Origin of the sequence: Asanoa iriomotensis (genome assembly GCF_016862515.1) — a bacterium.
Classification (GTDB): domain Bacteria; phylum Actinomycetota; class Actinomycetes; order Mycobacteriales; family Micromonosporaceae; genus Asanoa; species Asanoa iriomotensis.
The window spans coordinates 24,524-48,865 of sequence record NZ_BONC01000010.1; the positions used below are offsets into that span (position 1 = coordinate 24,524).

Consider the following 24,342-nt stretch of genomic DNA (forward strand, 5'->3'; position numbering starts at 1 on the left):
GTGTTGCCGATCGTCGACACCCATGTGCACTTCTGGAACCACAAGCATCCGGAGCTTCGCTGGGACTGGCTCGCACCGGACGCGGTCCATCCGATCCTCGGCGACATCGACGGCATCAAGAGCGAGGCGTTCGACGCCCGCCACCTGTGGGCCGAGGCAAGGTTCGCCGGCGTCACCCACTTCGTCCACGTCCAGGCGGCGATCGGGTCGCCGGACCCGGTGACCGAGACCCACTGGCTCACGGAGATGGCGCAAACGCACGGGATCCCGCACGGCATCGTCGCCCACGCCGACCTGGGCTCGGCCGACGCCGCCCGCCAGCTCGCCGGCCACCAGGAGTCGCCGCTGTTCAAGGGCGTCCGCGACTTCGCGGCGGAGCCGGCGTTGGCGGCCGGCGAGCTGTCAGCAGAGTACGAACGCTCGTTGCGCCGGCTCGCCGCGCACGACCTTGTCTTCGACCTCGACTGCGAGTTCCCGAACATGGGTGCGGCCGGCGCGCTCGCCGCGCGCCACCCTGATCTGCGGATCGTGCTGGAGCACTTCGGCTACCCGCGCCGGCGCGACGACGAGTATTTCCAGGCCTGGCGGAGCGCGCTCACGGACCTGGCCAAGCACGAGAACGTCGTCTGCAAGATCTCCGGGCTGGCGATGACCGATCCGCTGTTCAGCCGGGAGTCGCTGCGGCCGTGGGCCGAGCACTGCCTGGAGAGCTTCGGCCCGCAGCGGTGCATGGTCGGGTCCAACTGGCCGGTGGACCGGCTGTTCAGCTCGTACGACTCCATCATGGACTGTTACCGGGACTACGCGTCGACGCTGTCGCCGGACGAACAACGGGCCGTGCTGTCCGGCAACGCGCTCGACGTCTACCGGCTCGCGTCATGAAGGTCGCCTCGGTGGAAGCGATTCCGGTCGCGTACCCGGAGCCGAACGACTTCGACGCGACGCGCTATCTGTGCCTGGTGAAGGTCGTCGCCGACGACGGCGCGGTCGGCTGGGGTGAGGCGATCACCCAGTTCGCCGACGCGAACCACGCCGTCGCCCGCATCGTCGACGGCATGGCCGACGCCGTGATCGGTCGCGATCCCGTGCACACCGAGGCGATCTGGCGCTCGCTCAAGGACCGCGCCTGGTGGTACGGATACGGCGGCGGCATGGCCTCGTACGCGATCGCGGCGCTGGACATCGCCCTCTGGGACCTCAAGGGCAAGTCCCTCGGCCGCAGCGTGCTCGACCTGCTCGGCGGTCCCGTGCACGAGCGGCTGCCGGCCATCGCCTCCTCGCACGCCCATCACGAGTCGATCGCCGAGATGGCCGACGAGGCGGTCGGTTGGCTTTCCACGGGCCTGCAGGGCATGAAGGTCGGCTTCGGCAAGCGCGGCAGCGCCCGCCTCGGCTACGAGCACGACCGGGACGTCGCCTACGTCAAGGCGATGCGCGAGGCGATCGGGCCCGGGAAGTCGCTGATGATCGATCTCGGCATCGCGATCCGGTGGGACGTGGCCACCGCGGTGCGCCGGGTGCGGGCGTTCGAGGAGCACGGCATCGAGTGGATCGAGGAACCGCTCGGCGCGTGGGACCCCGAGGGATACGCCACCCTGCGGGCCAAGACGCAGACCTCGATCGCGTACGGCGAGAAGGAGTGGACCCTCGAGGGGTTCGAGCGGGTGCTCGCCACCGGCACCTGCGACGTGCTGGGCGTGGACCCGGCCCGCGCCGAGGGCATCACCGGCTTCAAGAAGGTCGTCGACCGGGTGGAGGCCCATCGTCGCCAGGCCAACGCGCACGCCTGGTCCTCGGCGATCGTGACCGCCGCCAGCCTCGCGATCTCGTTCAGCACGCCCGTGTGCCGGGTGTTCGAGCTCAAACCCCTGCGCAACCCGATGCAGCACGACCTCGTCGCGGAGCCGTTCGACCACGTGGACGGGTGGATGTTCCCGCCGGTCGACCGACCGGGCCTGGGCATCACCGTCGACGAGTCGGTCGTCGACCGCTACCGCGTCTAGGTGTTCCGTGGACGCCCCACTTGTCGCCATCGCCGCGGCCGCTCGCACCGCACCGGTCGACCTGGACGCGGCGCGGCTGTTGCTGGCCGACCACATCGCGTGCGCCTGGGACCGATCCGCGCCGGAGGCGTCTTCCGTCGTCGCGCTGGCCATCCGTGGCCACCGCGGCGACCGCGACGACATCTACTGGCCGGCGCGCATCCATCCCGGCTCGGTGGTGTGGCCCGTCGTGCTGTCCGTGCCGTCCGTGCCCGGCCGTTGCGTGGCGGCGGCCGCCGCGGCCGGATACGAGGCGGCGGCGGTCACCGCCACCTGGCTGGGCGAGGCGGCCGCCCGGCGCTGGCACACCACGGCGGTCGCGGGGCAGGCCGGTGCCGCGGCGGCGGCCGCCGTGCTGCTGGCCGGCCGGCGTGATCCGGAGGCGATCGCCGCCGCCGTCGGCCTGGCGCTGACCACGGCCGGCGGTGTCGGGCAGACGATGCGGGAGCGGAGCCCGGCGGCGGCTTGGCACCGGGCCGCGGCCGCGTCGGCGGGTCTCGAAGCGGCCCGGGCCGCCGCATGGGGCCTGACACCGCCGGAAGCTGTGCTGAGCGGCGATGCGGGCGTCGGCGCGCTGTTCGGCGCCGCCGGCGAGGAGCCACGGCCGCTGGCCGCGTTGGGCGCGACGTCCATCCGGCCCTATCCCGTCAACGGTTTCGCCCAGTCGGCCGTGGCGGCGCTGCTCGCCCTGCGGTCCGGGTCGGCCGCGGTCGAGGGCCTCGAGGTCGCCGTCGCACCGCAGGTCGCCGTGGCCGCCGGCGCGGAACGGGGCTGGTGGAGCCTGGCCGAGACGGTCGCCCGGGTGTGGGCGTCGCCGGACCCCTTCAGGCTGGAACAGCCGGGGTCGGGTGCGCCGCCGGTGCGGATCCACGTCGAGAGCCGGCCGGTCGAGTCGGCGCGGGTGTGGCCGTCCGGGCGGCCCGACGAGGCCGTGGAGGTGTCGGTGCCACCCGGCGGCCCGGGCCCCGAGCGCCAGGCACTCGCGGAGCGCAAATGGGCGGCCGACGCGGATCTCATGTGGACACTCGCCGGCGCCGCCGTCGACGACGGGGACACGACGGCCGCGCGACGCGCGCTCGGCGTCTAGGATCGAGGTCCTGACCGGGCTGCCGCGGCCCCAGCCGACGCCTGGGCCTCGCCTCGCTCCGGCCGGGACCTCGACACAGACCCTAGGGCCGCCTGGCCACCTGGACGGTGTCGCCGGTGCGGGCGCTGGCGTACAGGGCTTCCAGCACCGCGACCGTGCGGGCGCCGAGATCGCCCGGGGAGCAGTTTTCGACGGCACGGCCCGACGCGAGGTCGACGAGGGTGTGCGGCGGACCGTCGCATTCGTACCGGCCGCTTCCGTCGGCGAAGGCGAGGTCGGCGTCGCCGGTGTCGGCGCGGAACATTCGCAGCTTGTCGTTCTCGACGTCGAGCTGGAACTGGCCGTCCCGGCCGACCATCCGCACCTGAAGCTGGTCGCGGTAGTTCATCGCCTGCTGGTGCGCGGACGCGCCGGTGAGCGTGCCGATGCCGCCGCCGGCCAGGTGCAGCACGGCGGCGTCGTGCTGCTCGACCGTGCCGCCCAGTGGGCTCGCGACGACCGCCTGGACCGCCTCGACCTCGATGTCGTGCAGCCACAGGGCCAGCCCCAGCGCGTGGGTCAACTGCGCCTGCCCGTAGCCGCCGCCGGACAGCTCCGGATCGACCCAGGTCGCCATGTCGGGCGCGGACAGGCTGGACGCGCGCGCGTACGCCCCGGATCCGGACAGCAGCTCTCTGGTGCCCGAGGCCATGTAGACCATCAGCGACTCGACCGGGCCGATCCCGCCGAGCCGGGCGATGTGCGCACGGGCGGAGCGCATCATCGGCCGGTAGTTGTACCCGTACGCGACCAGCAGGTGCCGGCCGTCACGCGCCGCGGTGTCGACGAGGTCCCACGCCTGCGCACTGGTAGCGGTGAACGGCTTTTCGACGAGTACGTCCGCCCCGGCCTCCAGGGCAGCCTTGGCGTGCGGGTGGTGCAGCGCGGCCGGGCTGCCGACGAGCACGATGTCGGCACCGTCGGCCAACACCTCCCGGTAGTCCTCGCTGGCGTGGGCGAAGCCCCAGTCGGCTTTGATGCGGGCGAGCTGATCCCCACCCAGCCGGCAGACGCCGTGGAACTCGATCTCGTCCCGGCGCTTGGCCAGTTCGGGCAGGTGTGAGGAGACGGCCCACGACCCGGCGCCGATGACCGACAGGCGCAGTTTGCTCACGGTTCGACCCTTTCGCGTACGGCGCCGGCGCGTACGAGTTCGGCGATGTGATCGTCGGTGTATCCGAGCAGTTCCGCAAGGATCTCCCGGGTGTGCTCGCCCAGGGACGGGCCACGCCTCCGCAAGGGTGCCGTGTCGCCGAACCGGACCGGCGACGCCACCTGGCCCACCGGGCCGAGCTTCGGGTGTGCGGTGCGGAAGACCAGATCGCGCGCGACCACCTGGGGATCGGCGAGCGCCGCACCGATGTCGTTGATCGGGGCGCAGGGCACCCCTCTGGCGGTCAGCAGCGTCAACCACTCCGCGGTCGGGCGCTTGGCGAACTCGGCGTCCAGCACGCCGATGATCTCGTCGCGGTGGCGCAGCCGGTCGTCGAACGTGGCGAACCGCGGGTCGGTCGCCAGGTCCGGTCGCCCGAACGCCTCCGTCATCCGCACCCAGAACTTCTCCTTGCTGCCGCCCGCGACGATCCAGCCGTCGGCGGTGGGGAAGTTGCCGAACGGCACGAGCGTCGGGTGACCGGAACGCTCGACCCGGCGCGGCACGTGGCCGCGCGTCAGGTGCCAGGTCGCGAGGTAGTTCAGCATCGAGACCGCGGTGTCCAGCAGCGCCACGTCCGCGTCGCCGCCGGCGCCGTCGCGGCGGGCCGCGTGCACGCCGACCATCAACGAGAGTGCCGCGGCGAGCCCCGTGGCGAAGTCGACGGCGGACATGCCGGTCTTGGTCGGTGGCCCGTCGGGCTCGCCGGTGATGCTCATCCAGCCGGCCACGCCCTGCACCATGTAGTCGAAACCGGGCTCGGCGGCTCGGGGCCCCGTCATGCCGTACCCGGAAAGGGAGCAGCACACCACCCGTGGGTTGACCCCTTTGAGGTCCGCGTACCGCAGGCCCAGCTTGGCCGGCACGTCACCGCGCAGGTTGTAGAAGACCGCGTCGCTGCGGGCGACGAGGTCCTCGAAGACCCCGCGGCCGCGCGGGTGTGCGATGTCCAGGCAGACGCTGCGCTTGTTGCGGTTCAAGGACTCGAAGAACAGGCTCTCGGTTCCGTCCCGGTACGGCGGGACGTAGCGGCCGACGTCGCCGTCGGGTGGCTGTTCGACCTTGATGACGTCGGCGCCGAGATCGGCCAGGTGCATGGATCCGTACGGGCCGGCGCCGTACTGCTCGACCGCCACGATCCTGATGTCTGACAAGGGAAGCGTCATTCCCCGTCCCTTCCGCGTTGACCCGCGAAGCACGTTACCGGTACCGTTTCCAGGAACGATACCCAACGCGCTCGCCCAGGAGAAGTGCATGCCGACGATCGAGGCGATCGAGACGATCCCGCTGCGGATCCCGCTGCGTCATCACTACAAGGGCAGCTATTACTCGATGCGCAACCGGTGCACGATCATCACCCGGATCCGCACCTCCGACGGTGTCGTCGGCGAGGCGTACAACGCCGACACCGACGAGGAGCAGCACGAGGTGCTCGGCATCATCCGCGACGAGATCGCGCCGCGGATCATCGGTCTCGACGTGCTGCGCGTCGAGCGGGTGTGGCAGGCGATGCTGCCGGTCACGCTCGACCAGCTCCGGGACCGGGCGATCCCGATGCAGGCCATCGCCTGCGTCGACAGCGCGGTGTGGGACGCGGTCGGCAAGTACGCCAACCAGCCGTTGTGGCGCCTGTGGGGCGGCTACCGCGACCGCATTCCGATGATCGGCATCGGGGGCTACTACGGGTCGAGCGCGGCCGACCTCGAGAAGGAGCTCGAGTTCTTCAAGGCCGAGCACGGCATGGTCGGCATGAAGTTCAAGATCGGTGCGAAGCCGCCGCAGGAGGACGCCGACCGGCTGCGCGCGGCACGCAAGATCGTCGGCGAGGACTTCCTCTTCGTCGTGGACGCGAACCAGGGCTACACGGTCAACGAGGCGCTCGAGTTCCTGCGACTGCTCGGCGACGACGTGCGGCTGCGTTGGTTCGAGGAGCCGACCCGCTGGCATGCCGACTGGCGCGGTCTGCGCGACGTGCGCAGCCGCGGCAACGTCGACGTCGCCGCGGGCCAGAGCGAGATCTCCCGGGTCGGCATGCGGGAGATGTTCGTCAACGGCGCGGTCGACGTCTGCAACTTCGACGCCTCCTGGGGCGGCGGGCCGACCGAGTGGCGGCGGGTCGCGGCGATGGCGCTTGCCTTCGACGTCGAGCTGGGTCATCACGAGGAGGGCCAGGTCGCCGCGCATCTGCTGGCGTCGGTGCCGAACGGCACGTTCGTCGAGGCGTTCTCGCCGACCCGCGACCCGATCTTCTGGACCCTGCTGGCCAACCGGCCGGCGCTGGTCGACGGCGAGCTGCCGCTGCCGCACGGACCCGGCTTCGGGTGGGAACTTGACGAAGACGTCATCCGCCGCCACCGGGCGGACGGCTGATCCCCGTTAGGTCATACTTGTCCGTTGAGTAACTGGGTCCGCCAAACACGGAGGTCGTCGATGTCCAGGTCCGACTCGGAGGGATCCGGCGCGACCATTCGTGACGTCGCCGTCCAGGCCGGTGTCGCGCTGTCCAGCGTCTCCCGGGTGCTCACCGGGCACCCCGACGTGTCGGCGGCGATGCGCGCCAAGGTGGAAGCCGCCGTCGCCGAGCTCGGCTACGAGCCCGACCTGCTCGCCCAGTCACTGCGCAGCGGCTCGACCAAGACGATCGGCTTCGTGCTGCGCGACATCTCGAACCCGCTGTTCGCCAACATCGCGCGGGCGGCGGAGCAGGAGCTGCGGCGCTCCGGTTTCTCCATGCTGATCACCAGCTCCGACGGCCACCTCGACGTCGAGGCCCGCAACCTCGCGCTGCTGCGCCGGCGCCGGGTCGACGGCGTGATCGTGTCGCTCGTGTCCGAGGAGGCCGAGAGCACCCGCGCGGCGCTGACCGCGCTCAACGGCCCGGTCGTCCTGCTCGACCGCGAGGTGCCGGGCTTCGGCGCCGCGGCGGTGCTCTGCGACCACTATTCCGGCGTCTACCGGGCCACCGGTGAGCTGCTGGCCCGCGGGCACCGGAAGATCGGTCTGGTCACCGGCTCGATGGCGGTGCGCTCCTCCCGCGAGCGGCTGCGGGGCTACGAGGCCGCCTTCGACGCGGCGGGCGTGCCGGTCGACCGCAGCATGCTGGCCCTGGGCAGCTTCGACGCCGACTACGCGAAGGCCGAGGTGATCCGCCTGTTCTCGCGGCGCACCGAGCCAACCGCGCTGATCACGGGCGGCATCGCCTCGGCGGCTGGCGCCCTGCAGGCGCTGCGCCAACTGCGCCGATCGGTCGGTGTCGACGTGGGTCTGGTGACCCTCGACGAATGGCCGATGTTCGACGTGCTGGCCCCAGACCTGGCGTCGGTGTCGCGCGACTCGGGCGAGATGGGCACCGCGGCAGCCCGCCTGATGCTCGACATGCTCGACGGCGCCGAACCCCGCACGGTGGTGATCGACACCCGCTTCACACCACGCGACAGCGTCGGCCCGGTCCGCCGCCCGGCCACACCACGAAAGTCGACGGCGAAGAAGGCCGTCCGCACAACCGCCAAGCCATGACACGGACCCGGCCATGACCGAGACGACGCCCGGTTCGGGGTGGTCGTGGGGGGTGTGGCCGGCGGGCCATGGCGCACGCCGGGTGGGCGGTGGGTTGGGCGTGACCGATCTGGCGCCCCGGTTTGGGCTGGTCGTCGGTGGTGCGGCCTGCAGGCCATGGGGCACGCCGGGTGGGCGGTGGGTTGGGCGTGACCGATCTGGCGCCCCGGTTTGGGCTGGTCGTCGGTGGTGCGGCCGGCAGGCCATGGCGCACGCCGGGTGGGCGGTGGGTTGGGCGTGACCGAGTTGGCGCCCCCGTTGGGGCTGGTCGTCGGTGGTGGCCGGCAGGCCGTGGCGGACGCCGGGTGGGCGGTGGGTTGGGCGTGACCGAGATGGCGCACCGGTTCGGGGTGGTCACCGCCGCTGCGGCCGGCAGGCGTGGCGGACGCCGGGTGGGCGGTGGGTTGCGCGTGACCGAGATGGCGCACCGGTTCGGTGTGGTCCCCGCCGCTGCGGCTGGCACGCCATGGCGGACGCCGGGTGGGCGGTGGGTTGCGCGTGACCGAGATGGCGCCCGGTTCGGGTGGTTGTCGGGAGTGCGGCCGGCGGGCGGTAGCGGACACCGGGTGGGCGGTGGGTGTGCGTGATCGAGATGGTGGCTGGTCTTGGGCGGTCGTCCCCGGATGCGGCCGCAGGTCATGACGTACGTGGCGTGGGGGAGGGCTGGGTGTGACCGGGGTGGTCGTCGAGGATGTGGGCCGGCACTTCATGGCGCACACGGCGTGGGGAGGGTTGGGCGTGAGAGGGATGGTCGCCGGGTTAGACGGATGTCACGGATGCGGCCGGCACTTCGCGACGCAGGCGGCGGCAGCGGACGGTGGCGCGTGGCCGGGATGGCGGCTGGATCGGGTGGTCAGCGCGGGTGTGGGCCGGCAGGTCATGACGCGCGTCGGGTGAGGGAGGGTTTCGCATGAGCGAGACGTTGGCCGGGTCCGCGGTGATCGTTACCGGCGCGACCGGTGGGATCGGTGCCGCGGTCGCGCGGATGGTCGCGGCCGAGGGCGTGGCCGTCGTCGCGGTCGACCTCGCCGTGGACCGGCTGGATCGTCTGCTCGCCGACCTGCCCGGCGCCGGGCACCGAAGCGTCGCCGTCGACCTGCGCGACCTCGCCACCCACGACCGCATCCTCGACGCCGCCGGCGACACCGGTCGGCCGCTCGCCGGGCTCGCTCACCTCGCCGCCGTGTTGCGGCGCCGCCACCGGTTGGAGGACATCACCGAGGAAGACTGGGACCTTCAGGTCGACACCAACCTCAAGGCCACGTTCTTCCTCAACCGCGCCGTCGGCCTGCGGCTGGCGGCCGCCGGCAACGGCGGTGCGATCGTCAACCTCTCCTCCCAGGGGTGGTGGACCGGCGGCCTGGGCGGCTCGGTCGTCTACAACGCCGCCAAGGGTGGCATCGTGTCGATGTCCCGCGGGCTCGCCCGGACGTTGGCGCCCCAGCGGGTGCGGGTCAACACCGTCGCGCCGGGCTTCGTCGACACCGAGATGATGCGTGCCGGCATGACCGACGAGCAGCTCGCGGCCTCCGTGGCGATGGTGCCTCTCGGTCGCATGGCCACACCCGACGAGATCGCTGACGCCGTGGTCTACCTGCTGCGCCCCGGCGCCCGCTATGTCACCGGAGCGACGTTGAACGTCTCCGGCGGGCAGCTCATGTACTGACCGGCACCGGCCCGCCTCGTCGCGGGTCCGATCGGCCGGCGGCTTCGCGCCGCATAGTAACGATTCTGGAAACGTTGCCGGAGTCATTGACAACGATTCCAGCCGGCGATAGCGTCCGCTAACACGCTGGAAATAAACCTCTCCCGGGCAGGTGACAGTGGGCACCCAGAAACCGCAGACCCGTGGCATTGATTCCCAGGGTCTCATCACCCGTCGGACCGTCCTCCGTGCATCGATCCTCGGCGCCGGTGCGATTACCGCCGCGCCGCTGCTCGCGGCCTGTGGCTCGGATTCCGGCAACGATACCGGCAACTCCCCTCGAACGGCGCCCTCGCTGGTCAAGCCCAGCGGCACGGTCACGCTCACACTGTGGACGTGGGCCTGGCCCGAAGAGCCGTTGGCCACCGAGCTCAAGAACGCGTTCGAGCAGGCGGTCCCCGAGGTCAAGCTCGAGGTCAAGAAGTTCCCGTTCCCCGACTACGAGACCGGGCTGCGCACGGCGGTGCCCAACGGCACCTCGGGCGACGTCCTGCACCTGCAGACCGGATCCATGATCCGCCAGTACACCCAGTTCCTGTCGCCCCTCGAAGACCTGGCCAAGCAGGCGTACGGCGCGGACTGGGAAACCCAGTTCCTCGACGGCTCGGTGAAGGAGATCCGCGACAGCGTCGCCAAGGGAGACCCGCTGGTCGCGATGCCGCAGCAGTCCTCGATCGGCGGCGTCCTGTGGGTCAACCGGGCGGTGCTGGCCAAGGCCGGCGGCACGGTGCCGACCTCGCACGAGCACTTCGTCGAGATCTCCAAGGAGCTGCGGTCGCAGAACCTGGTCGCCGCGACCTGGGGCGCCAAGGACAACTGGCCCAACACCGACTACCTCGTGCAGTTCGCGAGCCAGTTCAAGCCCGGCATCATCGCCGCCGCGGAGGCCGGTGAGGCGAGCTTCACGGACGACGCGGTCGTGGCCGGCCTGAACTACCTCAAGCGCACGCTCACCGACCAGCTCTGGAACGCCGCGCCGTTCGCGACGCCGGCCTTCCCCGACGCCTACGACCTGTTCTTCAACGGCAAGGCGGCGACGGCGGCGATCGGCACCTGGGGCACCGCGGCGTTGTTCGCGACCCCCAACCGGTTGACCGACTGGGCGGCCTGCCTGTGGCCGAAGTTGCCCGACGCACCACAGGACGACTGGATGGGCCAGAGCGTCTCCGGCATCCCGCAGGCGTCCAGCCCCTCCGCCGTGCGTCCGTGGCGGACCGTCAACGTCGCCACGGCGATGCGCGGCGACCTCACTCCCGACAAGCAGTGGGCGGCGTGGAAGTTCATCGAGTGGTCCTGCGGTGAGGCGGGTCAGAAAGCCGGCTCGGCGACGTACACGCCGGCCCGCAAGGGCATCCGTCCGGACGGCCTCAACGCCGAATGGCAGAAGATCTACGACTGGCACAACGAGCTCGGGAAGGGCGCCGAGCGCCGGGAGTTCGCCTTCATCGAGACGCGCAAGGCCATCGAGTCGGCCATCGCCGCGGTCTGTGTGAACAACGCCGACCCCAAGGCCGAACTCCAGCGGGTGGACGCCGCAGCCAAGCGCGCACGGGCATGACGGTGCGGGAAAGCGCCGAGGCGCCGACGGCCGTGACGGCCGCCGGCGCCCCGCCGCGTGCGACACCCCGACCCAAGCGCCGGCGCCCCTCACCGGGGTGGCTCTACGTCGCGCCGGCGCTCGCGGTCTTCGCCGTGTTCGTGGCGTACCCGATCGTCGAGACCATCCGCTCCAGCTTCTACGACTTCGACGGCGTGTCGCCGATCCGCGACTGGGTCGGGCTCGACAACTACACCGAGATGCTGGGCGGCCTCGATCCCTACTTCTGGAAGGCGGTCACGAACACTCTTTTGTGGACAGTGGTGACCGTGCCCGTGCAGCTTGCATTAGGGCTGGGCTTCGCGGTCCTGCTCGACGGTGCGCTGCGCGGAAAGGTGGTCTACCGGGCCGTCTTCTTCCTGCCGGCGGTGCTCTCGTCGGCCGTCATCGCGTTCGCCTGGGGCTGGGTCTTCAACCCCGACGAGGGCGTCGCCACGCGGGTGATCAGGGCCGTCGGCGGCACCGGGCAGGGCTGGCTCGCCGACCCGGGCACCGCGATCTGGGCCGCGTTCGGGGTCAGCGCCTGGCGCTACTCCGGGCTGTTCATGCTCTTCTACCTGGCGGCCATCCAGATGATCCCGCGCGACCTGTACGAGTCGGCGACGATCGACGGCGCCTCGTGGTGGCAACGCGTGCGGCGCATCACCGTCCCGCAGCTTCGCCCGATGACCGTGCTCCTGACGCTCTTCGGCGTGATCGGCGCGTTCCGTGAGTTCGAGGTGGTCTACATCCTCACCCGAGGCGGCCCCGCCCACGCGACGGACCTGCTCTCCATCCAGATCTTCGACCAGGCCTTCGACCTCTCGCGGCCGGGATACGCCGCGGCGATCGCCACCGCGCTGCTCGTGCTGACCGCCGTCTGTGCCGTGGTCCTGCTGCGCCTGATGAGCTGGGCGAATCGGAGCGTCCAGTGACCGCCGCACCGAGCCGCGTCGCCCGCGACCGGATCGGCTGGTCGCACCTCGCTCTGGTGCCGCTCGCGGCGCTCTGGCTCCTGCCGATCGCGTTGCTGCTCAACGGCGCCCTGCGCGCGGACACGGCCGACATCTTCAGCGTCTCGCCGACCGGTCTGACACTCGACAACCTGATCTCGGTGTGGCGCGAGACCGATCTGCTGCGGATGTTCGTCAACAGCACCATCGTCACCCTGGGCTCGGTGGTCGCCGTCGTCGCGATCGGCTCACTCGCCGGTTTCGGCCTGGCTTACTACAAGTTCCGCGGCTCCGGCGTGGTGCTGCTGGTGCTGCTCTCCGGCATCATGCTCGCGCCGGCCGCCATCATCGTGCCGCTCTACGAACTCGTCGTCGACCTCGGCCTGCTCAACAGCTACGGGGCCCTCGTGGGTCCGTACACCGCGCTGGGTCTCGCCGCCTCGGTTCTCTTGTATCGCAACGCCTTCCTCGCGCTGCCGGTGGAACTGCGTGAAGCGGCCAGCCTCGACGGTGCCGGCAGCTTCCGGATCTTCGCCCGGATGTACCTGCCGCTGGCCCGGACCGCGACCGTCACGATCGCCATCCTGCAGGGACTCGCGGCCTGGAACGACTACATCCTCGCCCTGCTGTTCATGACCGACGGCAGGCACGAGACGGTCCAGCTCGCCTTCATCGCCTTCCAGGGCCAGTACTTCTCATCGTTGCCCAAACAGTTCGCGGTCATGGCGATCGTCATGCTGCCCGTAATGATCGTCTTCCTCGTCGCGCAACGCGCCTTCGTCAGCGGCCTCTCGGCCGGTGCCGTCAAGTAACCAGCGGGAGGCAACACGTGGACTGGAACCAACTCGGCGTCGTCGAGGCGGTGAGCGGCGGGACGGATCCCGCCGCCGATCCCGGCGCCTGCCGGGTGACCACGCCCGGCGGTGCCGCTCTGGACGTGGCAGCCTTCGTCGACGCGGACGGACGGCGCCACGCCCGCGCCCGCAACACCGGCGCCGGCCGCTACGAGTTCGTCTTCGACGACGCGACCGTGACCGTCGACGCGCCCGCGCCGCCGCCGCGCAACGACGTGACCGCCCGCCCGGGCGAGCGGCACCTGCGACTGGAGCGCACCGGAGCGCCGTTCCTCTGGGTCGCCGACACCTGGTGGTACGCGTTCAGCGACCGCGCCACCGACGAGGGCTTCGCCGATCTGCTCGAGCGACGCCGGCAACAGGGCTTCACGGCCGTCCAGCTCGTCGCCGGCCTCTATCCGGAGACCACCGGTTTCACTCCACAGGCCGCGACCGGCGGACGGTGGTCGTGGACGGCTGACTACGGACATCCGGACCCGCGCTGGTGGGACGCGGCCGACGAGCGCATCGCGGCCATCGTGACGGCCGGTCTCACCCCGGCGGTCGTCGGTGCCTGGAGCTATTACCTGCTCGACCTCGGCGACGAGCGGATGCGCCGGCACTGGCGGGAGGTGATCGCCCGCTGGAGCGCGCTGCCGGTGGTCTGGTGCGTCGCCGGCGAGGTCGGCCTGCCGCACTACGACGAGCTGTTCGCCGACGACATCGCCGACCGCGTCGAGGACCTGCTGACCCGGTGGGCCGCCATCGGGGCCGAGGTGCGCAAGCTCGACCCGTACGGTCGTCCGCTCACCTACCACCCGTGCCCGGCCTTCGAACACCACACCTCGCTCGACGCGATCGGCGACCGGGCCGAGCTCGACTTCGTGTGGATGCAGACCGGCCACGCCGACCGGGGCTCGGTCCTGCCGTCGTTGCGCGCGCTGGCTCGGGCCCGGGCGGCCGATCCGCCGGTGCCGGTGGTCAACTCGGAGGTCTGCTACGAGGGGATCGCCGCGGGGTCGCCGGCCACTCTCCAGCGCATGCTCTTCTGGTCACACCTGCTCAGCGGCGCGGCCGGCCACACCTACGGCGCGCAGGGCATGTGGGCCTTCGCGCAGGGCCGACCGGACGACCCCGGTCACGTGTGGGGCGAGGTCGACTGGGCGACCGCTGCACTCCTGCCCGGCGCGGAGCAGACCGGCCTCGCCGGTCGCCTGCTCGCCGGCCGAGGATCGCGCTGGTGGGAGTACGAGGCGATGCCGGACGGCGTCGTGCCCGCCACCGACGCGGAGCACCCCTTCCTGCCCTACTGCGCCGGCACGGCGGGCGAGCGGGTGGTCTACGTGCCGGCCAACAGCCTGCGCGACCCCAGCATCGGCATCTCGGTGGAGCTGCGGCGGCTCTCGCTGCGGGACCTGACGCCGGGCCGCTGGACGGTCGACGTGGTCAACCCGCGCACCGGCGAGACGCTCGTGACGCATCGGGCCCGGGTCGACGGCACGGGGGAATGGGAACTGCCGGCGACACATTTCGCCACGGCGCTCCCGACATTCGAGGACTGGTTGCTGATCTGCCGTATGGAGGGCGACGCGTCATGACACGGCTGGGAATGGACGAGCTGGGCTGGCGGCCGGTGGACCACGAGACGGGCGACGGCGAGAGCCGGGTGACGGCCGGCGAGACGGTGCTCGCGCTGCGCTGGCCGCGGCTGGTGGTGGCAGCGCCCGAGGAGCAGAGCCACATCGCGCAGTGGCGGCTGATCCCGGGCGGCTCGCTCGCCGACCGCACCGACGAGGAGGCTGGGCTGCGCGCCGGCTATTTCGAAACCGATCTGGACGACACCACCTGGTACGCCGCGTCGCGGGTCAACGAGGTCGGCTTCGGCTTTCCCACCTGGGAGGGCGAGTCCTACGCCGGATACCTCTGGTACCGCACGCGAATCGCCCGCCCGGCCGGGAACGGCCCGCTCGCGGTGACGCTGGGTTCACCGCTGGAGCGGCGGCGGCTCGCCTGGCGCGTCTTCGCCGACGGCGCCGAGGTCACCGCGCGACCGGTGGAGGCCGGCATGGTCACCGTCGACCTTCCCGACGGCGACGACGACCTGCTGATCGCCGTGCAGTTGCGCGTCGAGCCGGTCTTCGGTGCCGACCGGGTCCGTGAGCGCGAGGGCTGGCGCAGCGTCGACAAGTACTGCTACCAGACCGTGCACCGGGCCGGCGCCTTTACCGTCCTCGATGCGGTCGACGCGGTGCGGGACGCCGACCGGCTCACCCTGACGTATCCAGGCGGTGTCACTGCGACCGTCACCTACGAGGCCACCGACGACCTCGTGCGCCAGCGGTTGACGCTGGCCGGCGACGGACCGTGGATCTCCCAGGTGCTCCTCGCCGAGCAGGCCGTCGACGGCGCCGACTACCACGCGGAAGGCGCCTGGGCGCTGTGGGGCCGCCACTTCCAGGCCGCCACCCACCCTGCCGCGGTGACCTATCGCGGCGAGTCCGGGCCGGTCAGCGCGTTCTGGCCCGGCCGGCGGATCGGCGCCGGCCGGGAGCTGTCCGCGCCGGACGTCGTGGTCGGCATCGGCCCGACGGACAGCGGCGAGGCCAACGTCCGCGCCGTCTTCGAGCGGATCGGCCGCGAGCGGACGCCGTACCGGATCTACGACCCCTATGGCTGGTACCAGATCTCGCACGCGAACGAGCCGAAGATCGAGCTCAGCGACGCGATGATGGGCGACATCGACTCGCTCGTCGACCGGCTCGCCGGCGCCGGCGCCACATTCGACGCGATCTCTCTCGACTGCGGCTGGAACGACCCCGACGACCTGGCCAGGTTCAACCCGGCCACCTTCGCCGACGGCCCGGCCTCGGTGCAGGCCACGGTCAAGCGGCACGGCCTCGATCTCATCCTGTGGGTGTCGCCGAGCGACGGCGCCCGCGCGTTCCGCCACGAGATCGGCCTGCACAACCCCGGCGTCGAGGCCGCGCTCGCCGGCAACGCGGCCTTCCCGTGGCGGCTGTGCCCGGCGGCCGAGCCGTGGCGGGCCCAGTTCCGCGACGCCCTGCTGCACCACGTGACCGTGACGGGCGCGACCGGGTTCAAGGTCGACGGCACGGAGCTCTGGTGCGTCAACCCGGCACATGACCACGCGTCCGGCATCCACAGCCTGTACGCGACCACCGAGGCGCTGATCGACACGTTCGAGGCGGTCATCGCGGCCGGCGGCCCGTTCCTGATGCTCTACTGGGGACTTCGCTCTCCCTGGTGGCTGCGTTACGGAGCCACGCTGTGGGAGCGCGACTACCTGGTCGAGGCGGCCGGTCCGTCCGGCGTACCCGCCTGGAACGTGCGCCTCGGCGTGGCCTCGTCCCAGGACGTCGGCCAGCAGTCGTACTGGTCGACGATCCCGGCCCACCAGCAGGACTCCCTCGGGGTGTGGATCAGCACCACGCTGTGGGCCAGCCGGCAGGGCGCGGCGCAGTGGGAGGACGGGCAGGTCCTCGACGTCGCCCGTGGCTCGTTGCTCAACCAGGTCTGGGGCGACCTGCGGATGGCCGGCGACGACCGCCTCGCCGCGCAGTTCGCGCTCGAGGAGCGCCGCCGGCCCGAGCTCACCGGGTCCGGCCGTCCGGTCGGCCGGGCCTGGATCGACGAGGCGTACGGGTACGCCTGGTCCAGCGACGCCGGCACCTGGGTCGTGCTGTCCCGACCCGGAGCCACGGGCACGGTCGAGCTGGAGGTGCCCGCCGGACGGCGGGGTGTCCACCTCGACTACGTCACCGAGGGCGCCACCGCACGCGCGACCCTCGACGGCGGCGTGCTGCGGGTCGCGCAGTCGGGTGGCAGCGTGGCGGCGTTCTATCTGTCCACCGAGGACGGACCGGCCAGCGCCGGCGAGGAGCCGTTCGTCCCGTCGACCTACTCATGGACGCGGACCGCGCAGCGCCGGGACGCGCCCGACGAGAACCGCGTCAAGGCCGCCTACCTCGGCCGGGCTCCGCAGATCGCGACCTGGATGAAGGGCGAGAACCCGGACGAGCTGACGCTCGAGCGGATCCTGCCGTGCGTGCCGGCGGTCGACCGCACGCTGGAGACCGTCGAGCGGCAGTGGTCGGGCGAGGTCGAGGTCGACACCGACCGGCGGTGCGCGGTCGTCACGTCGGCCGTCCGGGACGGCGCCGCCTGGCACCACGACCGCCTGCACGAGCTGGTCGACGTGCGCCTGGAGGTCGACGGCACGCCCGTCGAGCCCGACCGGTGGCCGGACTTCCACCACGAGCAGGCCGGCAGCTGGTCGTCCGTCGTGGACACCTTCACGCTGCCGGCCGGGCGGCACACCGTGCGGGCGACCGTGCGGACGCTGCTGCCCGACACGGTCGGATCCGTCACCCAACTGTGGGTGCGCTGATGGAACGCGTCGCCTTCATCCTCAACGTCCGGCCGGACGCCGTCGACGAGTACCGCCGCCGGCACGCCGCGGTGTGGCCCGACATGCGATCGGCGCTCGCGCAGGCGGGCTGGCACAACTACAGCCTCTTCCTGCGCCCCGACGGCCTGGCCGTCGGCTATCTGGAGTCGCCGGACTTCGAGGGCTCGCTGCGACACATGGACGGCCTGGCCGTCAACGAACGGTGGCAGGCCGAGATGGCGCCATTGGTCCTGCGTCCCGACGGGCGCCGGGCGGACGAGTCGCTGCACCGCCTCCCCGAGATCTTCCACCTCGATTGACGTCCGCGAAGGAGGTGACGGCCGTCGTCACCGGCGCGTCGGGCACGATCGGCGGAGCCATCGCGGTCGCACTCGCGGCCGCGGGGTGTCCGGTGGTCGCGCTCGGCCGCGACGACGAGCGGCTGGCCGCGCTGGCCGCCGGGATCACCGCGGCCGGCGGCGCCTGCACCACCGTGGCGGCGGAGTTGGCCGGACGGGCGCTCCCGGTCGGGCGGGTCGTCCTGGTCAACGCGGCCGGCGTGCACGGACCGTTGGCACCGGTGGCCGAGGTCGCGGTCGAGGAGTGGGACCGGGTCATCGGTGTCAACCTGCTCGCCGCGGTCGCCCGCACCCGTGCCGTGCTGCCCGGAATGCTCGCCTCGGGCTGGGGCCGGATCGTCAACGTCTCCTCGGCGGCCGGCGTCGCGCCGGCCGGGCGGTTCAACGCGCCCTATGCCACCAGCAAGGCCGCGCTCAACCGTTTCACCGCGCACGTCGCCGCCGAGGTCGCCGGCACGGGCGTGACGGCACACGCGCTGCATCCCGGCGACGTGGTCTCCCGGATGCACGGTGACATCGCGCGGCAGGCCGCGGCCGTGCCGCGACTGGCCGGGTACGCCACCTGGGCCCGGCAGACCAGCGCGCACGGCGACGATCCGCGAGCCGCTGGCCGGGCCGTCGTCCGGCTGCTCGACGACGCCTACGCGCACCGGGTCAACGGCTGGTTCCTGTGGCCGGACGGCGACCGGCGGACTCCGTTCCCCCTGGGTTGACGGCGCTCAGCCCAGCAGGCGGCGCGCCCGCAGCGCCACGGCCTCGTCGACCATCCGACCCTGGCCGTCCACCGTGACCCCGTCTCCCGACCGCTCCAGCCTGGCGAGCACGTCGCGGGCCTCGGCCAGCTCGGCGTCGGTCGGCGTGAAAACCTCGTTGGCGATCGCCACCTGTCTCGGATGGACACACGCCCGCCCCCAGAAGCCGCGCCGGCGCAGGCGTTGCGTGGAACGCCGGAACAGGTCGTCGTCGGCGAGGTGGACGTCGACCGGAGCCGGTGGTGGGCGCAGCCGCGCCGCCGCACTCACGAGGACGATCTGGGCGCGGTAGGCGTCGAGCTCGTCCCCGTCCGACGGGCGCAGGCCCAGATCCGCGGCCAGGTCGACCTCGCCGAGCTGGAGGAGCCGCACACCGCGCACGCGCGCGATCTCCTCGGCCCGCAGGACGCCGGCCGCCGACTCGATCAACGGCATGAGGCCCACGTCGCGACCGGCGAACAGCTCGGCAACCTGTCGGACGTCGTCGGCCGAGTCGCACTTCGCCAGGCATACGCCGGCCACGTTCGGCGCTTCGCGCACCAACGCGAGGTCTGCCGGGCGGTGGGCGCCGGCGTTCACGCGTACCCAGATCTCGATGTCGTGCGGTGCGGACCGGGCCAACCATCCTGCGACGCACTCCCGGGCGGCGGCTTTCCGGTGCGGCCCCACGGCGTCCTCCAAGTCGACGATGACGGCGTCGGCGCCGCACGATAGTGACTTGTCGAGCTTCGCGGGCTGGTCGCCGGGAACGTAGAGAAAGCTGCGGACCGTCATCGGGTCGCCGTGGCCGACATGGTCCGGACCCCGGCCGCGAACGCCGCGAGCTCGATGTCGCCGGGGCCGCGGCGACGAGCCCTCAGGACCAGATCGGCGGAGTCGTACGCCGGTGCGCAGGCGCGGTAGCGGAAGCGGCGGACGGGCCCGCCCGCGACGGCGCCGGCCAGCCGCACCAGCAGGACCGCCTGCAGCGGGCCGTGCACCACCAGGCCCGGATAGCCTTCCGCGGCCGCGTAGTCCCTGTCGTAATGAATCCGGTGGGCGTTGTAGGTGAGCGCGGAGAACCGGAAGAGCACCGTCGGGTCGACCGGGACGGTGCGTTCGACGTCCCAGCCACCGGCCGGCTCGGCCTCGCCGGCTCGCGTCGATCCCGCCGGCCGGCGGTAGACGAGATCGGTCCGCTCGCGGAGCCTGCCGGTCGCGGACCGGACGACGGCATGCGTCGTCACGAACGTCAGCTCGCCGGTGCGACCGGACTTGACCTGGACGTCGCTCACCGTGGTGGTCCGTTCGAGGGGCTCGCCGACGCGTACGCCCGCGTCGATGTCGAGTTCGCCGCCGGCGTGCATGCGGCGCAGGCCGGGCATCGGCGGCAGGAGACCGCTGGCGGGGTGGCCGTCTTCGCCAAGGTCACGTTGCCGGGCACGGGGGAAGAAGGCCAGCCAGTGCCAGAGCGGCGGAAGCTCGTCGCCGTCGGCGGGCGGCTCACCGCCGTCGTCGTCGAGGAGGTCGTGGAGCGCCCGGGCCGCCGAAGCGGAGACGGTCTCGACACGGTGCTCGACACCGTCGAGGCTGATCAAGACGCGCTCCTTCGTGCGGGGGACGTCGCGACCTCAGCGTAGGCAACGCCTGACGACCAGCGCAAGTAACGTTTCCAGAAACGTATCCGGATCACGCGTAGCGACTGACGACAGCCGCGGCGCGGTCGCGCAGGGCGGTGCGGTGCCGCCGGAGCCGCGCCGACCACCACGATGCTCGGGGTGACCAGGCTGGCGATCCCCGGCCAGCTCGTCGAGCTCGAGGGCACGGCCGTCGGATAGGCGTTACTCCAGGACGCGGTCGAGGAGGTTGCGGGTCGCTCGCTGGATCCGGGCGTCGGTGGGCAGCGCCGCGGTCCAGCCGAGCGACCCGGCGGCGAAGACCCAGGCGCCGGACGGTGCGCGGTAGAGCGTGGTGTGCTGCTCGTGGCGCACGCCCTTGCGCTGGTACGGCGAACGGGCCAGCGTCACGTCCTCGGTCGACGTCGGCAGCCGGACGTCCGGCATCCGCTGGTCGGCCTCGCCCGACACGACGTTCGGGATCGCGTCTCCGTCGCGGACCCCCGTCCCGGCCCAGAACCAGTGCCGGCTGTCGCGCACGACCAGTGGCGCGCGGCCGTCGATGACGCTGACGTACTGCGCACCGATCAGCTCCTGCTCGGGACTGCCGGCCGCGCGCCACCGCGTCATCAGCGGGACGGGCTTGCCAGGTCGGGGGTTGACCTTGGTGCAGTTCACCGTCCGTCGGTCGGGAGTGCCGTAGCGGACGCGCCAGTAGCAGTTGTTGGCGCTCAGGAAGACCAGGCTTGTGCCGTGGTCGCGGGCGGTCGCGACGGCCCGGCGCATCGCGGTGGTCCAGTACTCGTCGTGGCCGCAGAAGATCACCGCACGGTGCCGACCCGGATCGACCCGGCCGGAGTCCAGGTCCTCGCTGGTGGCGTAGCCGAGGTCGGCACCGTGCTCCTCGGCCCAGCGGACGAAGCCCATGTCGTGCTCGGCGAGCGCCGGCAGTCCGTCGTCCTGGTAGGGCCGGTCGTGGCTGACCGAGCGGGAGCGCAGTGTGGCCACCGGTTCACCGGTCGCGTCGAAGCCGTAGTAGAGGCTCGCTCCCAGCCGCCCGTCGTGCGGCCACATGTTGTACGCCTGGTACGTGCTGGTCGGCACGATCACCAGCCCGGCAGCCGGCCGGGTGTCGCGGACCACGAACGGCACCCACCGGCACCAGCCGTCCGCGTTGGTCAGCAGCGCCAGATAGAACCCGCTCACCCAGTCCGGACCGACGCGCAGCCGCCACCCGCGCTCCCAGGCGCAGCGCACCATCCGGGTCTTCGGGTCCACGGACGGCTCGGCCTGGGTCCGGCCCGCCAGCCACGGACTGGCCGCCAGGAGCCGCTCACCGCGCCCGCCGTAGTGGCCGACGCGGTAGACCTCGATCCGATAGTCCGCAGCGGGTGACACGGAGACGTGGAAGTCGAGCGTCTCACCAGGTGCGACGCTGGTCGCCGAGGCGTATCCCGCGATCTGGCCACGCCGGTCGTCACCGAACCGACGGTCGTGGACGGTGAAGCCGATCGTGCGTTCCCGAGTGCTCTCCTCGGGGCCGCTGGGCGCGACCTGCCGACAGGCGGCCGCCGCCGCGGCACCGCCCAAGGCCAGCACGCCGAACACCGCGCGGCGCGACCACTGACGAGACATGACAACTCCTGACCGATCGTGAGTCTAATGTGGACAGACAAAGAGCGGCGTGGTCCCGGGGATGCGTCATCAAGAGCGGCTCAGGAAGAGCTGGACAGGGTGAACTCCTCGGCGAGCGGGCTTCCCGGCCGGCGCAGCGTCGCCATCGCGCGACCCACCCGGCTCTTGACCGTGCCGACGGAGCAGTTGAGCTGGTCGGCGATCTCCCGCTCGGTGAGACCGCCCCAGTACCGCAGCACCAGCACCACCCGCTGCTGCGCCGGCAGCGTCCGGAGTGCCGCGATCACCAGCGCCGCGGTGTCGCGCGACTCGTAGGGATCGAACGCCGCGACGTCGGGGACCTCGTCGGTCGCCACCTCGTTCCGCCAGAGCCGCCGGGCGGCCCGCCACGCCGCCCGCGCCATCACCCGCTGGGTGTACGCCTCCGGCGCGCCGCCGGGATGCAGCCGCCGCCAGGCCCGGTAGGTCTTGATGAGGGCGTCCTGCACCAGGTCCTCGCCGCGCCCCTGGTCGCCGGTGAGCAGGGTGCCGTACCGCACCAGGGTGGTGTAGCGGGCGCTGACGAACTCGGCGAAGCCGGGCGGGCTCGCGGCGCGGGTGTCTCCGTTCACGACGCCCGGCGGATTTCCGGGAAGATTCGCGCCAGCTCCGCGAGCAGATCCGGTGTGATGCGTACGCGGCCGCCGAGCGACGACGTCGCCTGGGCGCAGCCCGGGTCGGTGCTGAAGTAGATGGTCTCCTGGATCCTGTTGTGCGCGTCGACCAGGTCCATGCGCGTCATCTGCCCGGTCGCGCAGCCCGCGTCTCCGGGCACCACCTCGGTCAGGCCGGCGAGCAGGCCGTGCAGTCGAGCAAGCTGATCGGGCTGATCGAGCTGCCTGGCCGGACTCGGGGCGGAGAGGGACTGCGCCTGAAAGGAGAGCCCGGGCAACCTCAGGTTCGCGGCGCGAACGGACGCCGGAAACACGAGCCCGGTGGGGGCGACGGGTGCGGTCCGGACCGTTGGGAAGATCTCGCGTAGCTGGCTGCCGCTCATGAAGAACGTGATTTTCGCGCCGGACCACGGCAGCGCCAGCTCCACGGCCTGATACCCGGATCCGGCCTTCTCCCTGAACAACCCGAGCTGTCCCGTGGGCACCCAGCCAGGCTGACCGCCCGGCAGAATGAGCTGCCCGTGGGGACCAAGGTCGGCGTAGCGGACCTGCTCGGTGTAGCCGACCACCTGAATCAGCGGTCGGTCGCCACCGCAGCGACCGCCCGGCGCGACCCGCACACCGACGAACACCGTCCGCGGACTTGTCTGGCAAGCCGGCTGATCCTGCCGCACGACCTCCCACCCGGTGGGAACAGGCAACGTGGTCAGGCCGGCGCGGATCTCGCCGTTCTCGACCACGGGCACAGCCGGTTCGGCCATGGCCGCCGTGCTCGGCGGTGCGGCGGGCTCGACCGCGGGTGGGCGCACGGCCATGGCCCCGACGCCGAGCAACGCGAGGACGGCGAGCCCGGCCCCGGCAAGCAGCTGATGCCGCCGGGTGCGGACGCGCCGGACCACCTTCCGCACCGGGTCGGCCTCCCTGGGCCGCACCTCGGCCACCGCCTCGTCGAGCAGCGCCCGGATTCGTTCGCTCAACTCGCCGTCCCCCGTTCGCGGCCGAAGCACACCTTCCATAGATAAGAAGACAGCGGCCCTCACGAAAGGTTCCCTTGATCAACCCAGTGCGGTCCGGCCCTAACACGACGGAGGCCGCTTCGCCAGGTAGACCCGGGTTTTAACCCTTTCGAGCGAGCCGGCCGCACATACTCCGAGCATGGCTGGGATTGGCGCCGCTCTCGAACGGCCTACGCCGGACACCAAGCGCAACGTGCTCGGTGTCCTGGTCGACGCCGTCGACTACGACGTGGCGGTCGAGCAGGTGCTGGCGGCGGCCCGGGATCGCCGGCCGTACTGCATGACCGCGCTGGCGGTGCACGGCGTGATGACCGGCGTGACCGACCCCCGCCACCGGGCCCGGCTCAACGGCTTCGATCTGGTCACACCGGACGGCCAGCCCGTGCGGTGGGCGCTGAACCTGCTGCACGGCGCCGGCCTGCGCGAGTGGGTCAGCGGCCCGGAGCTTGTCCTCCAACTGCTGCCGCGGATGGCCGCCGAGGACCTCCCGATCTACCTGTACGGCTCCACGCCCGGGACCCTGCACGACCTGACTGCGGCACTGCGGCAAAGAGTGCCGGGCTTGTCCGTCGCCGGCGCCGAGGCGTCCCGGTTCCGGTCGGCCGGCGAGGACGAGCTTCGCCAGATCGCCGACCGGATCCGCTCCTCCGGAGCCCGCGCCGTGCTGGTCGCGCTCGGCTGTCCCCGCCAGGAGATCTTCGCGTACGCGATGCGCTCCTATCTCGACCTGCCCCTGTTGGCCGTCGGTGCCGCGTTCGACTTCCACGCGGGGCGGATGCGCCGCGCGCCGGAATGGATGCGCCGACGGGGGCTGTCCTGGCTGTGGCGGCTGGCCCTGGAACCGCGCCGGCTGTGGCGGCGCTACCTGCTGCTCAACCCGGCCTACCTCGCGGCGCTGGCCGCGCAGGCGCTCGGGATCTGGCGGCCGGACCCGGCGCCGCGCGGGCACCCTGCCGCACCGGAGATCGTCCCGGTTTGAGC

Annotated in this window: 21 protein-coding genes; 14 read left to right on the forward strand and 7 right to left on the reverse strand. The window is 72.0% G+C overall.

Annotation, left to right across the window (positions count from 1 at the left end):
- Genes Air01nite_RS09515 through Air01nite_RS09525 form a run of 3 tightly spaced genes read left to right on the forward strand, consistent with a single transcriptional unit; the run spans position 1 to position 3,129 of the window.
- On the forward strand, positions 1-882 hold the full coding sequence (locus Air01nite_RS09515) for an amidohydrolase family protein (RefSeq protein ID WP_203701617.1): 882 nt from the start codon (positions 1-3) through the stop codon (positions 880-882).
- An 11-nt stretch (positions 883-893) separates the two neighbouring features.
- A complete protein-coding gene (locus Air01nite_RS09520) occupies positions 894-2,003 on the forward strand; it encodes a mandelate racemase/muconate lactonizing enzyme family protein (RefSeq protein WP_203701618.1) in 1,110 nt (369 codons plus the stop codon).
- 7 nt (positions 2,004-2,010) lie between these two features.
- The gene (locus Air01nite_RS09525) at positions 2,011-3,129 is read left to right on the forward strand and encodes an MmgE/PrpD family protein (RefSeq protein ID WP_203701619.1); all 1,119 of its coding nucleotides are present in this window, start codon (positions 2,011-2,013) and stop codon (positions 3,127-3,129) included.
- An 82-nt stretch (positions 3,130-3,211) separates the two neighbouring features.
- On the opposite strand, the gene Air01nite_RS09530 is transcribed toward Air01nite_RS09525, so the two are convergent.
- Positions 3,212-4,282 carry a Gfo/Idh/MocA family protein gene (locus Air01nite_RS09530; protein ID WP_203701620.1) on the reverse strand — a complete coding sequence of 357 codons (1,071 nt, stop codon included), beginning with the start codon at positions 4,280-4,282 and terminating at the stop codon, positions 3,212-3,214.
- Complete coding sequence (locus Air01nite_RS09535) at positions 4,279-5,487, reverse strand: CaiB/BaiF CoA transferase family protein (protein ID WP_203701621.1); 1,209 nt, start codon at positions 5,485-5,487, stop codon at positions 4,279-4,281. Before Air01nite_RS09535 ends, Air01nite_RS09530 begins: the two co-directional genes overlap by 4 nt.
- A gap of 88 nt (positions 5,488-5,575) precedes the next feature.
- Between Air01nite_RS09535 and Air01nite_RS09540 the strand changes: the two genes are divergently transcribed.
- The 10 genes from Air01nite_RS09540 (at position 5,576) to Air01nite_RS09585 (ending at position 18,423) form a co-directional block, all read left to right on the forward strand.
- On the forward strand, positions 5,576-6,691 hold the full coding sequence (locus Air01nite_RS09540; RefSeq protein WP_203701622.1) for a mandelate racemase/muconate lactonizing enzyme family protein: 1,116 nt from the start codon (positions 5,576-5,578) through the stop codon (positions 6,689-6,691).
- Between the two features lie 60 nt (positions 6,692-6,751).
- Positions 6,752-7,837 (forward strand): LacI family DNA-binding transcriptional regulator, encoded by a 1,086-nt coding sequence (locus Air01nite_RS09545; RefSeq protein WP_203701623.1) that lies wholly within the window; start codon positions 6,752-6,754, stop codon positions 7,835-7,837.
- Between the two features lie 949 nt (positions 7,838-8,786).
- Complete coding sequence (locus Air01nite_RS09550; RefSeq protein WP_203701624.1) at positions 8,787-9,542, forward strand: SDR family NAD(P)-dependent oxidoreductase; 756 nt, start codon at positions 8,787-8,789, stop codon at positions 9,540-9,542.
- A gap of 157 nt (positions 9,543-9,699) precedes the next feature.
- Entirely contained in the window at positions 9,700-11,139 is a 1,440-nt protein-coding gene (locus Air01nite_RS09555; RefSeq protein WP_203701625.1) for an ABC transporter substrate-binding protein, read from the forward strand.
- Complete coding sequence (locus Air01nite_RS09560; protein ID WP_203701626.1) at positions 11,136-12,092, forward strand: carbohydrate ABC transporter permease; 957 nt, start codon at positions 11,136-11,138, stop codon at positions 12,090-12,092. Before Air01nite_RS09555 ends, Air01nite_RS09560 begins: the two co-directional genes overlap by 4 nt.
- A complete protein-coding gene (locus Air01nite_RS09565; protein WP_203701627.1) occupies positions 12,089-12,922 on the forward strand; it encodes a carbohydrate ABC transporter permease in 834 nt (277 codons plus the stop codon). The genes Air01nite_RS09560 and Air01nite_RS09565 overlap by 4 nt, the downstream gene beginning before the upstream one ends.
- A gap of 17 nt (positions 12,923-12,939) precedes the next feature.
- Positions 12,940-14,541 carry an apiosidase-like domain-containing protein gene (locus Air01nite_RS09570; protein ID WP_203701628.1) on the forward strand — a complete coding sequence of 534 codons (1,602 nt, stop codon included), beginning with the start codon at positions 12,940-12,942 and terminating at the stop codon, positions 14,539-14,541.
- Positions 14,538-17,351, forward strand: coding sequence for an alpha-amylase family protein (locus Air01nite_RS09575; protein ID WP_203701629.1), 2,814 nt, complete (start codon positions 14,538-14,540; stop codon positions 17,349-17,351). Before Air01nite_RS09570 ends, Air01nite_RS09575 begins: the two co-directional genes overlap by 4 nt.
- Positions 17,351-17,671 carry an L-rhamnose mutarotase gene (locus Air01nite_RS09580; protein ID WP_203701630.1) on the forward strand — a complete coding sequence of 107 codons (321 nt, stop codon included), beginning with the start codon at positions 17,351-17,353 and terminating at the stop codon, positions 17,669-17,671. Before Air01nite_RS09575 ends, Air01nite_RS09580 begins: the two co-directional genes overlap by 1 nt.
- Before the next feature lie 14 nt (positions 17,672-17,685).
- Positions 17,686-18,423, forward strand: a complete 738-nt coding sequence (locus tag Air01nite_RS09585) for an SDR family NAD(P)-dependent oxidoreductase (RefSeq protein ID WP_203701631.1) — start codon at positions 17,686-17,688, stop codon at positions 18,421-18,423.
- A gap of 6 nt (positions 18,424-18,429) precedes the next feature.
- On the opposite strand, the gene Air01nite_RS09590 is transcribed toward Air01nite_RS09585, so the two are convergent.
- The 5 genes from Air01nite_RS09590 to Air01nite_RS09610 form a co-directional block, all read right to left on the reverse strand.
- Positions 18,430-19,236 (reverse strand): HpcH/HpaI aldolase/citrate lyase family protein, encoded by an 807-nt coding sequence (locus tag Air01nite_RS09590; RefSeq protein WP_203701632.1) that lies wholly within the window; start codon positions 19,234-19,236, stop codon positions 18,430-18,432.
- Complete coding sequence (locus Air01nite_RS09595) at positions 19,233-20,039, reverse strand: HTD2 family dehydratase (RefSeq protein WP_203701633.1); 807 nt, start codon at positions 20,037-20,039, stop codon at positions 19,233-19,235. The genes Air01nite_RS09590 and Air01nite_RS09595 overlap by 4 nt, the downstream gene beginning before the upstream one ends.
- A 243-nt stretch (positions 20,040-20,282) precedes the next feature.
- Positions 20,283-21,692: a N,N-dimethylformamidase beta subunit family domain-containing protein gene (locus tag Air01nite_RS09600; protein ID WP_203701634.1), complete on the reverse strand. Its 1,410-nt coding sequence runs from the start codon at positions 21,690-21,692 to the stop codon at positions 20,283-20,285.
- An 80-nt stretch (positions 21,693-21,772) separates the two neighbouring features.
- Positions 21,773-22,303: a SigE family RNA polymerase sigma factor gene (locus Air01nite_RS09605; RefSeq protein ID WP_203701635.1), complete on the reverse strand. Its 531-nt coding sequence runs from the start codon at positions 22,301-22,303 to the stop codon at positions 21,773-21,775.
- Positions 22,300-23,385, reverse strand: coding sequence for a hypothetical protein (locus tag Air01nite_RS09610; protein ID WP_203701636.1), 1,086 nt, complete (start codon positions 23,383-23,385; stop codon positions 22,300-22,302). Before Air01nite_RS09610 ends, Air01nite_RS09605 begins: the two co-directional genes overlap by 4 nt.
- 115 nt (positions 23,386-23,500) lie before the next feature.
- Between Air01nite_RS09610 and Air01nite_RS09615 the strand changes: the two genes are divergently transcribed.
- Positions 23,501-24,340 carry a WecB/TagA/CpsF family glycosyltransferase gene (locus Air01nite_RS09615; RefSeq protein ID WP_203701637.1) on the forward strand — a complete coding sequence of 280 codons (840 nt, stop codon included), beginning with the start codon at positions 23,501-23,503 and terminating at the stop codon, positions 24,338-24,340.
- The last annotated feature ends 2 nt before the right edge of the window (positions 24,341-24,342 follow it).